Consider the following 15761-nt stretch of genomic DNA (forward strand, 5'->3'; position numbering starts at 1 on the left):
ATGATATAGAGATGAGATAGACTGAATTACTGTAACCGAGACTACGATTTTACAAAACTTTGGGTAAAGACACCGTTGCAGGCTAGTCAGGGAGAATGTCAGAATTTGAAAGCCATGCTCTGTGGAGTCTGGGATTGAGCTATTGTTGAGTGGTGAGAGGGGATGGATTTTGTTGAGGGCAAATAGGAGAGGAATGGGGTTAGAGGCGATCGCCAAATCTTGGGGAAACCGTCCATGGTTGCTTCAGGCTAACTTACTCAAAAGTTTAGTTCACCGGGATTTAGCTGCTCGCTATCAGGGTTCGGTGCTGGGAAATTTATGGCCATTGCTCAATCAGCTCTCTCAGTTGCTGATTTACACCTATGTGTTTTCCATCGTCCTGAAGGTAAAGCTTAATCTTCAGGGAATGGCGGCCAATAACCTCACATTTGGGTTATGGTTATTTGCGGGACTGCTACCGTGGACTGCTTTTATGACCGGTTTGCTTCAGTCCTCGAATGCGGTGATTAGTCAACCTAATTTAGTTAAGAAAGTGGTCTTTCCCCTGGGGTTGTTGCCCCTTGTACCGGTTCTGAGCGCCTTTATTGAAAGTTCTATGGGGTTAATTGCCCTGATTGTATTGACGGGATTGATTACGCAGACGCTGCATCCGACGCTGTTATTGTTGCCTTTAGCATGGTTACCCCAATTATTCCTCACGGCTGGTTTAGGGTATTTGGTTTCCGCGTTAACGGTGTTTTTGCGCGATATTCCCCAAAGTTTAGCGGTGATTACTAATTTGTGGTTTTATATGACTCCGATTGTGTATCCGGTGAGCATTATTCCTGAACCTTGGCAACAGTTGGTGTTTTGGCTTAATCCTTTGGCGGCAATTTCAGAAACTTACCGGGATCTGATTTTAGTGGGGCAGATGCAACATTGGGGAGAATGGATGAGTGCTTTGGGCGTTTCTCTGGTAATGTTGTCAGGGGGTTTGTGGGTCTATCGACGACTGCGCCCCGCATTTGCTGATGTGATCTAGGGGAGGGGGTTATGGCTATTCCTGGGAGAGTGTCAGGTAGGTTGACGATCGCGCGGACTAAAGATATTGTGTTTCCATGAGTGAAATGGTGATTTCACTAAAAGGTGTTTCTAAGTCGTTTAAGCGATATGCCCATCCGGGCGATCGCCTCAAGGAGCTATTGCTACCGGGAAAAATTAGGGGGCAAGAGTTTTGGGCGCTCCATAATATTGATTTAGAAATTCCTCAAGGACAAACCCTGGGCATTGTTGGGCGCAATGGTTCGGGGAAAAGTACCCTGTTGCAAATTATTGCCGCTACTCTAACTCCAACGACTGGGGAAGTGCAGGTTAATGGACGGTTATCGGCGCTGTTAGAATTGGGCAGTGGATTTAACCCCGAATTTACCGGGCGACAGAATGTCTTTTTTAATGGTCAGTTATTGGGCTTAACCAAGGACGAAATTCAGGCTAAGTTTGATTCGATTGTTGCCTTTGCCGATATCGGTGAATTTATTGAACAACCGGTAAAAACCTATTCTAGCGGGATGTTCGTGCGCTTGGCCTTTGCGGTAGCAACCAGTGTGGAGCCGGATATTTTGGTGGTGGATGAAGCCCTATCTGTAGGGGATGAAGCTTTTCAGCGCAAATGTTTTGCTCGGATTCAGGACATTAGCGATCGCGGCGGGACGGTGTTATTTGTATCTCATGCTGCTTCGTCGGTTGTAGAATTGTGCGATCGGGCTATCCTCATGGATAAAGGCGAAATTCTCCTGAGCAATAAACCTAAATTCGTCGTCTCCAAATATCAAGAACTAATTTACGCGCCCTCCGACAAAAGCCATATCCTGCGGGAAGAACTGAAAAAATCCCATCAACAGCAAACCATTACCACCTCAGAAAAATTAGAAACCAATGGTCAATCTTCCCCCCCTCAAGACTCGAAGCTATCCCCATCCATACCCACATTAGGAGACTACTACGATCCCCATCTCAACCCCGAACATACCCTTTCCTATACTACCAGAGGGGCAGAAATTATCGACCCTCATATTGAAACCCTATCTGGTAGACTCGTCAACCATCTGATTCGCAGACAACCCTACATTTACACCTTCCAAGTCCACTTTTCCAAAATGGCTCAAAACGTGCGCTTTGGCATGTTAATTAAAACCATCAGTGGGTTAGAATTAGGAGGAGCCTCTGTGAGCCAATCATTCCATAAAATCTCTCACTTTGAACCCAATCAAGTGATTACCGTTCAATTTTCCTTTGAATGCTTCCTTCATCCCGGAGTTTATTTCCTCAATGCCGGAGTTTCTGGAATAGTGGATGAAGAATTTATATATCTTGCCCGTTGTATTGATGCGGCTATGTTTCGAGTAAATCCAGATGAAGTCATTTGTGGCAATGGCACAGTCGATTTTAAGATTGAACCCAAGTTAACCTTAAACAGTAGCTGGGCAGAAAATTCACAGCCACAACTAGAAGTCTTCGATGATAATAGCTAGTTTTTTAAATCCCCTACAAATATCCTTATATTTCCTCGTCTAGTAGGGTAGTAAATCCCTACCCTACGATGATAGTTCACCCTCATCAATCCTAGAACTATGCATCCAATTGTCGATCGCTCATCCCGGTTAGATTTCATGAGATCCGTAGGAATTTCTCTGATCTTACTGTACAATCTCCCCGATTATTGCTTCCAATCCTATCATGTCCACCTGTTCGGCAGAACGGTTGATTTATCAGTCTTACACGATCTCAGCCTTCAGTGTAGTTTAGGGCTATTAGTCTTCCTTGCCGGAATCTTAACCAACCGACATCAATTAACTTTTCCCGATCTGCCAACAGCCGGGAAATTCTTGCTCAAAAAGCTGGCGAAACTCTTCCCCCTCTACTATCTCTCCCTTGCCCTATTTTGTTATCTCTATAGTATGTTGGATTGGGGGCAAATCCTGATCCATGTTTTGGGTTTACAACTCATTTTTGCTTCTAACAGCTATCCTCCCTTACCCACTTTATGGTATGTGGGATTAATTTTAGTCTATTACAGCCTCTTCTCCCTGCTCAATATTGACAAAATCCCCACCCTCTACAAAGGGCTAATTCTAGCTATTTTTCCCTTAACCTTGTTCTTCAGTTCCACCTATCTGAACGTTACTGATTTTCGGCTGATTTGCTATAGCTTACCCTTTTTGTGCGGAATTTTAGCCGCGAAAAATAATTGGTTTGAACATCGGCTTTGGCGAAAAGCCTTATCTCTAAACACGGGGGTATTTTTCGCGATCTTGCCCCTATGCTGGGTGTGGGAAAATAAATATCATCTACCCATTGAACACAACACTATTTTACTCAATTTGTTGATGTTCTCCTTTGTGCTATTGATTTATCGCCTTTCTGATGTGGTTTGTCAACATTCCCAATTGAACCGCTTTTTCCATGCCATTGCCTATTGTGCTTATGGGATGTTCCTCTTTCACCGTCCGATTTGGTTTGCTCTAGAGCAGATGATGCGATCGCTCTTACTCATTGACAATATCTATACCATCACTGCGGGCTTAGTCTTCCTCGGCGTTCCCCTGATCGTCGGAGTATCTTACATTCTCTTGACTCTATATAATCGTTATGCTATAACGAGCCTGTATAGAGTAAAACAATTATATCCGATTTACCTGGATCGCCTGCGTCAATCAAGATTCTCAATCAAGTAAAATTGGCACGCAGGTAACCATAACGCTAATACTTGTTTCAATATTCTTTAATCATGAAAAACATAGAAAATCGGCTGGTAGTTTTTGATTGGATGAGAACTATCGCTATATCGATCATTCTTTTTCATCACTTACCAGATTACTGCTTTAATTATTATAATTTAAATCATTTTGGTAAAAACTTAGATCTGTCTTCATTAAATGAATTAAATCGGTACTTTGGACTTGGGCTATTTGTATTTCTATCGGGATATTTTGTTAATATTAAGCAAGTCAGTTTTTCCAACTGGACGATGGTCAAATCTTTTTGGTTAAAAAAGATATTGAGAATTGTGCCCTTATACTATTTGGCTTTGATCCAATTCTGTTGGATGAATAATATATCTGATTTTTCCAGGATTGGCATTCATTTTCTAGGATTGCAATTAGTTTTTACACAATTCTACAAACCAATTATGACCTTATGGTTTATTGGACTCATCATAATTTATTATTCTTTATTTTGTATTTTAAATACAAAAAAGATTCAAGTTGTATATAAAATCATAATAGCTGTATTTTTTGCTGTAGTTAGTTTTTTATTGTCTTATAAGGCGAAAGTAATAGATGACAGGATTTATTTATACTATTTTGTTTTTTTGTCTGGGATTTTATCCATAAAGTACCAAATTTTTGGAGGATCTTGGTGGAAAAAAATAGCGATAATCAATTATTTGTTTTTTCCGCTCATATTTTCCTTATGCTTTTTTATGGAAGAAACCCAAAAAATTGATATAATTCAAGGCAGTGCAAGTCTCCAAAACTTAGTATGGACTATACTGATGCTGTCTTTTGTGGCTTGGATTTATGCAATTTGCGATTTAATCTACAAAAAACTCCAGAACTCAAAAATCCATAAATTCATAGGATTGATATCTTACTGTTCTTATGGTATATTTTTGTTTCACAGACCGGTTTGGTTTGTAAGTACCCTTGTATTGGAAAAGCTATCAATTAAAAACAATTATTTGAATGGTTTTTTGTTGGTTGCTTTCGGAATTCCGTTAATTGTTTTTGTGAGTTACACTATACAAAAATTTTACGATCGATATTGTTTTCCAAAATTATATGGTATATTTCAAAATTGATTGAAAAATAAAAACTTGCTATAAGTAATATCAAGTCCAGTTAATGGGAAGCAGAGAAGCGGGCAAGATGCCTGCACTCCTCGAATCGCTTGATATTACTGGAGTGGAAGCGTCTCGCTCCCTAAATTTTAAATTAGGGTTCTTCCCCTTCCGATGCCTATTCCTAGCGCATCACGCTATACAATATACGGTTAGCGTCCATAGAGTAGAGGGGAGTGTTAACTACCGTGAGTATGATTGATAGTCAACGTCTTGAGGAAGGAAGGAGCGATCGCATCTTAGCATCGTTTCTTGGAGCAGTGCTTCCCTCCTGCGACTCCTTCAACAGCACCATCTCAGAAAACGACGAGATGTTCCTCATGGCTCTAGAGAACACCAACGGCGACCCCACCCAAGCCGCTATCCGCTATCATGGCAATGGACTCCGCATCTTCCAAAGCATCCAACAAATTATCACCCATCACTTCGGCAGTTGGGACAACCTCTCCACCTTCCTCGACTTTGCCGGAGGATATGGACGCTTTACCCGCTTTCTCAATCAAGTTCTCCCGGCTGAAAAGATTTGGATCTCCGATATCTATCCAGAAGCCGTAAAATTTCAAATCGAACAATTCCAAGTTCAGGGTGTGCTATCTACCCTCACCCCCACGGAATACAAAATTAACCAAAGCTTTGACTGTATTCTCGCCAGCTCCTTCTTCAGTCACATCCCCGAAAGTACCTTTATCCCTTGGCTCAAAACCCTCTACCGTCATCTGAATGACGGGGGATTACTGATTTTTAGCACCCATGATGTTACCCTAGCGCCTAATCCCTTTTCCCTCTCAGCTTCGGGTTTTCACTTCATCCCCGAAAGTGAAAGTCGTACCCTAGATGCCTCCGTATACGGCACAACATACGTCAGCGAAGAGTTTATCCAACATGCCCTCTATCAAATTTTAGGGCCCAGTGCCACCTATCATCGCATCCCCAAAGGACTGGCAGACCATCAAGATTTGTATGTTGTGACTAAGAATAGAAGTGCCGACTGGTCTAATTTTACCTTCATCTATCCTCCCCAAGGCTCTCTGGAGAGTACAGAACTTAACTCTTCTGGAGATTGGGAGTTTAAGGGTAAAGTCTGGAGTCTAAATTCTGTAGGGGCAGGTTTATCGACATCTGATGTGCAAAATCAATCGATTGCTAAACCTGCCCCGACACCCGCTAAATCGGTTGAGTTGTGGGTGAATGATCGGATGATTCATCGCTGTGTTCCCCGTGTGGATGGTTCTTGGGTGTGTCATCTGAACCATAGTCAGGTGCAGCGTAACGATGTGGTGATGATTAAAGCGATAGGGGAAACAGGAAATTTAGAACGGATGCTAGTTTGTCAAACTTTGGCACAACTCGCCAGTTTGGAGTCGGGACAGTCGTCTGGTAAAGGGTTGGCTGAGGGTATCTTTATTCTGGGGGGAATGCATCGCTCTGGCACTTCCCTTACTGCGTCGTTGCTGAATAATTTAGGGGTTAATTTGGGCGATCGCCTCGTCGCCTCTACAATAGGTAACGATCGCGGTCATTTTGAAGATCTAGACTTCGTAGAATTCCACCAAAATGTCCTGCGCTCCCAAGGCTTAGAAATCGATGGACTCAGCCTAGAATCAGAAATGATTGTTGCTCCTCGCTATCATCAAAGCGCCAAACTCCTGCTCAAAGAGAAAACTAAACGCCCTCTGTGGGGATGGAAAGATCCCCGTACTACCCTATTTCTCAAGTTTTGGGCTGATTTACTCCCCTCAGCCTATTTTGTTCTCATCTATCGCTCCCCCTGGGAAGTGGTAGACTCCCTCTATCGTCGCGGTTCCGATGAAGTGGTCGCTGCTTATCCCGAAAAGGCGGTAGAGTTATGGATGCACTACAACCGGCTGATGCTCGATTTTGCCCAAACCTATCCAGAGCGTTGCTTCCTAGCAAATCTAGATGCCATTGTCCACAATCCGCAAGGCTGGATACAAGCGATTGAGGATAAATGGCAGTTATCTTTGGGTGTTGTGGATTCATCGGTTATTGAACCGGATTTGCTCCGACGGGATGTTTCTCAAACTGATAAACCGTTACTGATTCAGGCTTTTTTCCCAGATGCCATTTCTCTCTATAATGAGTTGGAAACTTTGGCGGGTGCTTGGGACAGTGTAGACTCGGTAATGCCTGCGGATCTCGATTTAGAGGCGGAATTGGCGAAAATTCAAGCCTTGAGTCCCCAAGATTGGGCGTTTCGGTGTTGGCAGGAAGTGGGAAGTGCGGCAAAATATGGGAAACGGCTGAGAATTAAACAGAAAGAACTCGATCAACAAGCTCAAGAGTTGCGACGGATGCGATCGCAGTATGAAGAATCAGAATACCAAAAGTCCCTGATTCAGAAGAAGATGCAGGAAAGTCAAGCCCTCTTACAACAAGCTGAAGAGTATAAGCATATAGCCAATCAACTGCGATCTCAACTTGAACAAGCGAATTATCACCTGGAACAAACCCAAAAAGAACTGAATCAATCCCACTCCGAAGCGGTACAAATTAATCAGCAGTTGATTAACACCAATGCTGAATTGCAACATACCCATAATCTTGCCGCCGATATTCAAGCTCAACTGAATGCTCAACTTCAAGACTTAAATAGTCAACTGCATCACCGTAACCTGGAATTAGCAGCGATTAAAGCGAATAAAGCTTGGCGCTTGCGGATGAAATGGGTACAACTGAAGAAAAATCTCGGATTAATTAAGGAGTAATTTAGTATTTTAGATTTTAGGAGTGCGTAGGGTAGCGTGTCTAAACAAGTAATGCGAGCATCTTGCTCGCTGCCTTCTTCTAGCGAGCAAGATGCTCGCACTACTTTAAATTGATATTTAATAGAGGACTCAGATGTCATATGACTGCAAATTCCCACCCCCGACTCCTGGTTTCTCAGCGTGTAGCGCTATATCTAGTTCCTTGGATCGTTTGCTGGGGAGGGTTATGGACTTTGCCCGTTGCAGCCGATTCTGTAAACGCTGAAGAGCTGGATACTTTCCATCAACAAGCTCTAGAGTTATTACAACAGGGCAATCAACCGGAAGCGTTCCAACTTTGGCAACGGGAATTAGAGTTACGCCAAGGATTGGGACTGATTGAGGAAATTCAAGCGCTCTCGCGAGTCGGAGCTATTGCTTGGTTGGAGGGGGAGTCGGCTATGATTCGACAAATTATTACCCGGTTAGATGAGATTCAAAGGGAAGTTGAGGATGGAGATACGGAAACTTTACAGGAGTTGGGAAGAGCTTATCAACAAGTGCGATCGCCCCAATCTGCTGTAGTAGTTTATCAAAAACTCTTGAATCGAGCAATCGAGCAATCCCATCAGGAGGAACAAGGAGCGCTTCTGGTGCAAATTGCCCAAACTCATCTCAATTGGTTTGATTATCCCCAAGCTATTGAAGGCTATGAAGCGGTTTTGAAGTTTGCCCAACAGCAGGAGGATGCTCTTACTCAAATTCAGGCCTATCATCAGTTAGCCTATAGTTATGAGCAGATGCAACAGTGGGAAGGGGCGATCGAAACTCGACTGAATCTGATTAACCTGTATAATCAGTTAGGGCAAGTCAGTGAAATTCCCAAGGAGCAAATGGCGATCGCCAAACACTACCAAACCCTAGGAAACCTCAAAACCAGTGCCCAACTCTACGAACAAGCCTACCTAACTGCCTTTGGGCAGCAACAACTTGCCCATGCTGCCCAGAGCCTACAATCTCTTGCCCAACTCTATCAACAACAAGAACAATTTCCCCAAGCCTTAGCGGTTTATCGCTCTCTTCTCGCCACTCAAGCCCAGGCTTATGATGCCTATGGCATGATGAACACCTATGAGCAAATTGCCCAAATCCATAGCACCCTTAATCAACGGGATCAAGCCATATCTGCCCTTGAACAAGGACTCAAATTAGCCCAGCATCTCAACTTAAAAACCGATTATTTCTCCAATCGGATTCAGATGCTTCAAAATCCTTAAGTTGTACTCCTAATTAAGCACTACGATTAATAGAAACAACCTTTAAATTCGTCTTCCCAGTTACTTCAGACTCTAATCCATATCGAACCCGAATTTGATAACAAGGAATGATTTCTATCGTTTGCTCTTCGCCCACCGATTGATAGTGAATCTGTAATTGGGCCATTTCTGGTGCTTCAAATGCCAATCTCTCTTCTGGATAAACCAGCCGTTCAAAGTACCAATCTTCCACATTATCAATAGTTAAGATTTGTAATGTTTGACTTTCATTTTTGTAGTAACACAGCATCCAGCTTTTTTGGTCAAAGGCTTGGGGATATAACATGACGAATCTCTCCTGAGTAAAAAGTAACGAATGGATTCAACGATGGATTAATGGTATTTATGCACCCATAGCAAACATTTTTTGATTTTTATACCTAAGCCATTCTTCGGTAAATGGAGAAGTTATTGGGCGATCGCTCTCTAATGGTCTCATCAAACTCACCGGCATTTCTTGATGGCAATGACTACAGTACCAATACATTCCTGTAGAACTAATATGCCTGAGTAATGGATAAGAGCAACAAGGACAATTTACTTCTAACATCATGTCTCCTCCTGTAAAGTTCAATCAAGAACCACTGAACACAAACCATTACACATAGGTTGGTTTATCCAGCAAATAAGTCTGAATACTTTTTCGCAATTGGTCAATAGTGACTGGCTTAAACAAATAGTTATCTACCGTATACAGAGATTGATTATGCTCAATAATATGGGCGGGATGGATAATCGCAATTAAGGGAATGTGAGGACGTTCAAAACCGCCATTAACCTGTTGTGAAAATTCATATCCATGCAATTCAGAAAGTTCAAAGTCCACAAAAATCATATTGGGGGATAGATAATCGCACAGCTGTAAAGCTAAGGAAGGCTCAGTGGTGGAAATGAAATTAAATGTTGCAAAAGATCGAATATCATTGAGCAACTTCCGAAGTTGTCCAGTCTGTTCAATCAATAGTATCTTCGGATACATAACTATTCTCCTAGGTGGACAAACGAGTTGAGGCAAAGAAGGCTGTAGTGTGAGGATCTGGATAACCCCAATCAGACTGGGATGCAGAAGATTGACCATCGAGCAGATCGACATAAGGCATCAAACAACCTGAATGGTCTAAGATCCACTGATGGGTATTGCTATCAATCTGAGCGAGTTGATCGACGGCATCTTGAAGGACTCCTTCGATTTGGCTGGGATTAGGCAAAACCATCAGGAAATCGGTCAGCGAATGAATGAGAGCGGGATCTTGAGTTTTGAGAACATCGATCGCCAGGTTAATATAGTCCGTGTCCGTCCATAGTCCGTCAACAGACGACGCTTGACTCTCCCCACTTTTGGGTCTCTCAGATTTAGAGCCTCTCACTGTTTGACCCCTGAATTAATCTTTGCCCCCAAACTATAAAAAACAAATGTGAGGATTTTGTGATTCTGTTTGCCCAGGGAATAAAACTTAACAATTCTTTATAATTCTGGCCAATGGAGCAGCCAACAAATTTGTTGCACTAACCCCATAGCATCAAAGGGTTTAGTAATCACCCCAGTCACCCCTAGATCTTCAATAAACTGCTGTTTTTCACTATTTTTGGCCTTAGCTGTAAGCAGAATGGTGGGAATCTTCTGAGTCAAAGGATTGGCTTGTAGCGCTTGATAAGTGGCCTTACCATCCATGCCTGGCATCATCATATCTAAAAGAATGGCATCGGGCTGTTCAATCGCCGCCTGCTCTATCCCCTCTTGTCCCGATGAAGTGGGGATCACCTCCCATCCAGCCGCCGCTTCTAGGGAAATCTGAATGATTTCCCGCACGCCATCATCATCATCAATCACTAAAATTCGTTTGCTTGCCATAATTTACCCTTCTCCTTGGCTATCAATGGGTAAAGAAAAAGAAAACCGACTACCTTGGTTTAACTGACTTTCTACCCAAATCCTGCCCCCATGTTGTTCGACGATACTGCGGCAGATGGCTAGACCTAATCCCGTGCCTCCCTTGCGACGGGAGTCGGAGGCATCCACTTGATGGAAGCGCTCAAAAATGGACTCTAATTTATCTTCTGGAATGCCCCGACCCTGATCTTCTATACTAAACGTGAGCTGGGCAGCAGAACCTACCCTGACGGTTAACGTCACCGAATCTCCAGGATCGGAAAACTTAATGGCATTACTTAACAAATTGGTCAGCACTTGTAACATACGGTCTACATCCGCATAAAACTCTACGCCTGAAGTCTGTTCCGAGACCACAAGGGTCACTCCGGCGCGGCTGGCCATCACCTGCATTTGCTCTACGGCAAGAAGCAAGAGTTGGTTGACGGCGATCGCCTGTTTTTGTAAACGGATTTTACCGGACTCTAGGCGCTCTAATTCCAGAATATCATTGACTAATCTCACTAAACGTTCTGCACTATCAGCCGCAATATCGATCACATGCTTTCCTTTAGGCGAACTGGGATCGACCAAACCACTCGACAAGAGATTCAGCCCCCCATGAATAGAAGTTAAAGGGGTACGTAGCTCATGGCTAACGACAGAAATAAACTCATCTTTCATCCGTTCAATGGCGTAGCGTTCAGTGATATCTTCACCAATACTCATTGTACCAATTGCCTCACCCTGGGCATTATGTAACTGTGTGCTATTCCAGGCGATCATTTTCTCTTCTCCCGACTGGGTAAGGAGGGTTTGTTGATAATGGGGATTGCCTTCGGGAGTGAGCAGTGCTTGTAGGGTACGACGGACTTTGGCACAAGCATGGGCGGGAATGAGGGTATCAAACCAGTTTTTGCCCATGATTTCCGAGGCTTGATAACCCGTTAACTCCAGAAAAAAGGGATTGACATATTCTATAGTTCCCTGGCGATCCAGCCCTACTACTAATAACCGTACATTTTCGAGCAGCGTCCGCCATCGGCGCTCGGCCTCCTCCAAAATGGCTTTACTTTGTTTTTGGGCCGTAATATCCTGCATGACGACCATACCGGCAAAGATCTGGCCCTGCTCATTTTTCAAAGGATTGGCGCGATAGTGATAGATTCGTTCTTGGTAGGTAATTTCTGTCGCTACGGTCTGGCCCGCTAAGGAGGCATGATAGATAAACTCGGTACTTTGGAGCAGCTCACGAGGGAGAACCTGGGCAATGAGTTGCCCTTCTAGTTCTCCTCTATCGAGTCCCATGGCGGCTAATCCTACACCATCGGCAATGGTATAGCGAAAGTGGCGATCGATGAGGAATACTGCCCCTTGGGGAAAATTCTGGACAAGGGTGCGATATTGTTGATGGGAATTTCGCAATTGAGCTTCTGTTTGTTGTCTTTGCTCGAGTTCAATTCTCAGTCTGAGATTGGCTGAGGCAAGTTCAGTCGTTCTTTGAGCCACTCGGACTTCTAGGTGTTCGTTGGTGCGTCTGAGCAGTTCTTCTGTTTCTTTGCGGGTAGTAATGTCTTTGGCAATGCCTGCTCGGCGATAGATCTGACCGTTAGCATCGAGAATGGGAAAGCCTCGATCCCAGATCCAGCGAATTGAGCCGTTGGGTTGCTCGATCCGATATTCGAGATCGAAGGTATAAGAGGATTTGAGCATGGCGATTACTCTGGAGCGATCGCTCGGATGTATGGCTTCTACGAAAGACTGGGGGCGCTCATACAAGCTCTTTTGGGTGCGTCCCCAAATTTTTTCATAGGCAGGACTGACATAGAGAACTTCCTGTTGATTGCCGCTTGTCATCCAGAAAACATCATCGATATTTTCGGCCAGTTGGCGGAATTTTTCTTCACTTTCTGCATGGGCATGATGGGTTCTCAAAGCCATAATCCCATAGGTAACATCTTCACTCAATTCAGACAAAAGCTGAATTTCAGAGGCATCAAAGGCATTAGCTTGACTGGAGTAGAGGTTAAGGACGGCAAATACGCCTTGGTCGGTCTTTAGGGGGAGAGCGATAGAGGAGCGATAACCCCGTTGGGCGGCTTCTGCACGCCAAGGGGTATAGAGGGGGTTGGTGAGGATGTTTTGGAAGGCGCAGGGTTGAACGGTGCGAACTGCGGTTCCGGTAGGGCCTCGCCCCAGTTCGGTATCAGCCCAGGTGATGTGGAGTAAGTCTAGATAACCGAGATCGTGTCCGGCTTTGGCTATGGGGGTTATGCTTTTCTGGGGGTCTTGTTGGACAGAGCCGATCCAAGCGAGGCGATATCCGCCACCATTGACCAGAATCTCACAGATACGATGGAGTAGGTCGGTTTCAGTGGTGACACGGAGGATCGTGTTTCGCATGGCTGAGGCGATCGCCTGGTTGCAGTTGCTGAGGGTATGCAGGGCGCGGTTGAGGCGATGAAGTTCAGCTTCATGGAGGATGCGATCGCTAATATCAGTATAGTGTTCGATCCGGCCTCCTGCATATAAGCCGGATTGGATGGGTTGGCTCAGGTGTTCTAACCATCGTTCTTGATGGGTTTCATGGGGGAGAATATGACATTCAAAGTTTTCGATATAGGTGTTATTCTCGTAGGTGGCCAGCACGGTATCCTGAAACCGTTGGGGATCGGCAAACAGGTATTGAATGCGATCGCGAATGAGGTCTCGTTTATCCCGACCAATAATTTCTTCTCGCTTGATGCCAAAAAACTTCTCTAGGGTTTCATTGACCCACACCACCCTAAATTCAGCATCAAGGATAAAAATACCCACAGCCGATTTATCTAGTACATCATTGGTTAAAGAACTATAGCGGGCTTCACTTTCTTTCAGGGCAGCTTCCGCTTGTTTGCGATCGCTAATATCGGTATGGGAACCCACCATTCTCAGCACATTTCCCCCTTCATCCCACAAGGCTCTGCCTCGATCTAAAATCCATTTATAACTGCCATCTTTGCACCGTAATCGATGCTCATTCATATAGAAAGGAGTTTCTTGGTTAAAATGCTTGCGAATGGCTCGCATCGCCCAGGGTAAATCATCGGGATGGACTCGTTGTGTCCATTCTTCTATGGTCTGACTAATTTCATCATCAGCATAGCCTAACATTTCTTTCCATCGTGGAGAGAAAAATACTTCATTCGTTTGTACATTCCAATCCCATATTCCATCATGATTGCCTTGAATTGCCAGTTGCCAACGTTCTTCACTCTGCCGCAGAAATTCTTCAACTTGCTTGCGATCGCTAATATCAATTACTTGTGAAATGAGATGTAAAGGATTTCCATTGTCATCATAAATCAAGGCGATTTTTAAAAGGGTATAAACAATTTCCTTGTTTTTCTTGATCAGTCTTTTTTCTATAGTATAATAATCAATGTTGCGGCTAATCAGTCGCTGATAAAGATCTTGTTCAATATGCAGATCGTCAGGATGAACAAAGTAACGACTGGGCAATTGCTTTAATTCAGCAAAATCATATCCTAAAAGATGCAAATAGGCTGGATTAACTTGTACAACTGTACCATCTAAATTATTTAAACTCATCCCAATAGGCGACTGCTCAAAGGTGATCCGAAAATGGGCTTCACTTTCCCGCAGAGCTGTTTCTGCTTTCTGGCGATCGCTAACATCTTGTACCAAAGAAAGAATCGATAGCACATTTCCTTCTTCATCCCGGAGAACAGAGTGATACCATTCACAATAAATAACTGTTCCTGTTTTAGTTAAATTGCGATAGCTAGAAATTTGCCGATCTTGACTGCCATCAATCAGATTAAAAACAGACTGCTTAAATTCTTCGAGATCGGGTTCAAACACAAAGGATAATTGAGACCAATGTTGACCTGCTACGTCCCCAAAACTCCAGCCTAAAATATGTTCGGCTTGCCTAGACCATTGACTCACTCGAAATTCCTGATTCCATTCAATCACTGCTAGGGGAGAATTTTCAAAATGAAACGTCAGTTTTTGAGCAACAAGCCTCAATTTTTCCAGAATAGCAGATTGGTTAATAGCAATACTCGCTTGATTACTTAATTGCTCGATCAAATCAATTTCCCAAGGCTGCCACTTGCGAGGATGGGCACATTGATGAAGAATAATAAATCCCCAGATTTGATCTTGACTAACAATCGGAATTACTAAATTGGCTTGAACTTGAAAATATTCCAAAAAATCCCGATAGCAAGAATCTTGACTAAGGCTATCAATTTGGTTTAATTGACTAATTCGGCCTTGAAGATATTGGGATTTATAGGACTCGAAGCAGGGGTCATAAATTTTCTGCCCTAATAAAGACAGCCATCCGGGTAAAACCGATTCTTGAATCACAAGAGCCGAGCCATCGATTTGCAGTTGTAAAATTAAGGTACGGTCAGTTTGGAGTAATTTACCAAGTTCAGTTGTGGTCGCTTCTAAAATATCTGCTAAATCTAAAGACTGGCGAATTTTGAGCGTGATTTCTGCTAGGAGTGAAGGAAGACTCGCCGGAGCAGAGAGAGAAGGATGGGGAACAGCAACCCAAAGAATAGTATTTTCAGCGTAAGGGTAAATTTGTGCTTGAAAAGAGCGGGTTAGTTGATGATTATGGGTTAATTGATATTGAAAAAATCGGGGGATTTGAGTTGCGATCGCCTCCTCCATGAGGCGAAACACCCAATCCCTTGATAATTCTTGTATCGTTAGTTCTATCCAATGACTCTGTATATGAGTGGGAATCACCTTAATCTGCTGGCCATTGAGATCGATAATCAGCATGAGGTGTTCCATAACAGCCAAAGCTTTATGAATTTCCCGATCAGTAGCCAGTTGAGTGCTAAACCGCTCTGAGCATGGGTTGCGGTTCGTCTCTTCTATAGAATTGCATCGATAATTTGAAAACACCATATCCGATCGCCTGATCAGGGTCATCTCTGTTTGGTTCCATGAACCGGAATCCCTTTATT

The 15761-nt window shown here is 43.6% G+C and carries 11 protein-coding genes; 6 read left to right on the top strand and 5 right to left on the bottom strand.

Annotated features, from left to right (window positions below; translation table 11 throughout):
* Nucleotides 1-193: 193 nt before the first annotated feature.
* The 6 genes from AC3FZD_RS14640 to AC3FZD_RS14665 all read left to right on the top strand — a co-directional run bounded on the left by AC3FZD_RS14640 (nt 194) and on the right by AC3FZD_RS14665 (nt 8861).
* Nucleotides 194-1021 (top strand): ABC transporter permease, encoded by an 828-nt coding sequence (locus tag AC3FZD_RS14640; protein ID WP_488740351.1) that lies wholly within the window; start codon nt 194-196, stop codon nt 1019-1021.
* 76 nt (nt 1022-1097) lie between these two features.
* Nucleotides 1098-2510, top strand: a complete 1413-nt coding sequence (locus tag AC3FZD_RS14645; RefSeq protein ID WP_488736746.1) for an ABC transporter ATP-binding protein — start codon at nt 1098-1100, stop codon at nt 2508-2510.
* A gap of 99 nt (nt 2511-2609) precedes the next feature.
* Nucleotides 2610-3713 carry an acyltransferase family protein gene (locus AC3FZD_RS14650; RefSeq protein ID WP_488736747.1) on the top strand — a complete coding sequence of 368 codons (1104 nt, stop codon included), beginning with the start codon at nt 2610-2612 and terminating at the stop codon, nt 3711-3713.
* Between the two features lie 53 nt (nt 3714-3766).
* A complete protein-coding gene (locus tag AC3FZD_RS14655) occupies nt 3767-4840 on the top strand; it encodes an acyltransferase family protein (RefSeq protein ID WP_488736748.1) in 1074 nt (357 codons plus the stop codon).
* 233 nt (nt 4841-5073) lie between these two features.
* Nucleotides 5074-7605 (top strand): methyltransferase, encoded by a 2532-nt coding sequence (locus tag AC3FZD_RS14660; protein WP_488740352.1) that lies wholly within the window; start codon nt 5074-5076, stop codon nt 7603-7605.
* Nucleotides 7606-7745: 140 nt separating this feature from the next.
* Complete coding sequence (locus AC3FZD_RS14665; protein WP_488736749.1) at nt 7746-8861, top strand: tetratricopeptide repeat protein; 1116 nt, start codon at nt 7746-7748, stop codon at nt 8859-8861.
* Nucleotides 8862-8874: 13 nt separating this feature from the next.
* Here the strand turns inward: AC3FZD_RS14665 and AC3FZD_RS14670 are convergent, their stop codons facing one another.
* The 5 genes from AC3FZD_RS14670 to AC3FZD_RS14690 all read right to left on the bottom strand — a co-directional run bounded on the left by AC3FZD_RS14670 (nt 8875) and on the right by AC3FZD_RS14690 (nt 15726).
* Nucleotides 8875-9186 (bottom strand): DUF1830 domain-containing protein, encoded by a 312-nt coding sequence (locus AC3FZD_RS14670; protein ID WP_488736750.1) that lies wholly within the window; start codon nt 9184-9186, stop codon nt 8875-8877.
* Between the two features lie 312 nt (nt 9187-9498).
* A complete protein-coding gene (locus AC3FZD_RS14675) occupies nt 9499-9879 on the bottom strand; it encodes a response regulator (RefSeq protein ID WP_488736751.1) in 381 nt (126 codons plus the stop codon).
* Between the two features lie 10 nt (nt 9880-9889).
* The gene (locus AC3FZD_RS14680; RefSeq protein ID WP_488736752.1) at nt 9890-10267 is read right to left on the bottom strand and encodes a hypothetical protein; all 378 of its coding nucleotides are present in this window, start codon (nt 10265-10267) and stop codon (nt 9890-9892) included.
* Between the two features lie 98 nt (nt 10268-10365).
* The gene (locus tag AC3FZD_RS14685) at nt 10366-10752 is read right to left on the bottom strand and encodes a response regulator (RefSeq protein WP_488736753.1); all 387 of its coding nucleotides are present in this window, start codon (nt 10750-10752) and stop codon (nt 10366-10368) included.
* Between the two features lie 3 nt (nt 10753-10755).
* Nucleotides 10756-15726, bottom strand: coding sequence for a PAS domain S-box protein (locus AC3FZD_RS14690; protein ID WP_488736754.1), 4971 nt, complete (start codon nt 15724-15726; stop codon nt 10756-10758).
* Between the last annotated feature and the right edge of the window lie 35 nt (nt 15727-15761).

The sequence above is a fragment of the Roseofilum sp. KMC-1 genome, assembly GCF_057802075.1.

Bases quoted from the DNA above. Each gene is read 5' to 3' on its own strand.
- AC3FZD_RS14640 (WP_488740351.1), top strand. From the start codon at position 194: ATGGGGTTAGAGGCGATCGCCAAATCTTGGGGAAACCGTCCATGGTTG.
- AC3FZD_RS14645 (WP_488736746.1), top strand. From the start codon at position 1,098: ATGAGTGAAATGGTGATTTCACTAAAAGGTGTTTCTAAGTCGTTTAAG.
- AC3FZD_RS14650 (WP_488736747.1), top strand. From the start codon at position 2,610: ATGCATCCAATTGTCGATCGCTCATCCCGGTTAGATTTCATGAGATCC.
- AC3FZD_RS14655 (WP_488736748.1), top strand. From the start codon at position 3,767: ATGAAAAACATAGAAAATCGGCTGGTAGTTTTTGATTGGATGAGAACT.
- AC3FZD_RS14660 (WP_488740352.1), top strand. From the start codon at position 5,074: ATGATTGATAGTCAACGTCTTGAGGAAGGAAGGAGCGATCGCATCTTA.
- AC3FZD_RS14665 (WP_488736749.1), top strand. From the start codon at position 7,746: ATGACTGCAAATTCCCACCCCCGACTCCTGGTTTCTCAGCGTGTAGCG.
- AC3FZD_RS14670 (WP_488736750.1), bottom strand. From the start codon at position 9,186: ATGTTATATCCCCAAGCCTTTGACCAAAAAAGCTGGATGCTGTGTTAC.
- AC3FZD_RS14675 (WP_488736751.1), bottom strand. From the start codon at position 9,879: ATGTATCCGAAGATACTATTGATTGAACAGACTGGACAACTTCGGAAG.
- AC3FZD_RS14685 (WP_488736753.1), bottom strand. From the start codon at position 10,752: ATGGCAAGCAAACGAATTTTAGTGATTGATGATGATGATGGCGTGCGG.
- AC3FZD_RS14690 (WP_488736754.1), bottom strand. From the start codon at position 15,726: ATGACCCTGATCAGGCGATCGGATATGGTGTTTTCAAATTATCGATGC.